At 64.5% G+C, this 200-nt stretch carries 1 pseudogene; it reads right to left on the bottom strand.

What is annotated here, in order from left to right:
- Positions 1-200, bottom strand: a pseudogene (locus tag B3C64_RS02950) (anthranilate synthase component I); the annotation flags it as partial.

Here is a 200-nt window from a genome sequence, read left to right as displayed (position 1 = left end):
TCCACGGACCGCTCGTAATCGCTTTTCTCCGTGCGGAAACGCAGTTCGGGCTGCTTGACGGATTCATCAAGCACATTGACCCTCGCCTCACCGGCAACGGGCGTCGCGGCCCTGCGCTGCATATCGTCAAGGCGGTTCACCGCCTCGTCGTACGCGGCATCCGCGCGGGTCGGACGATCGTCGACGTTCACCGCGTTGGC

Origin of the sequence: Bifidobacterium sp. UBA6881, assembly GCA_002451435.1 — a bacterium.
GTDB lineage: Bacteria > Actinomycetota > Actinomycetes > Actinomycetales > Bifidobacteriaceae > Bifidobacterium.
The sequence above is the reverse complement of the archived record's forward strand: the minus strand, read 5'-3'. Positions and strand labels throughout refer to the sequence as shown.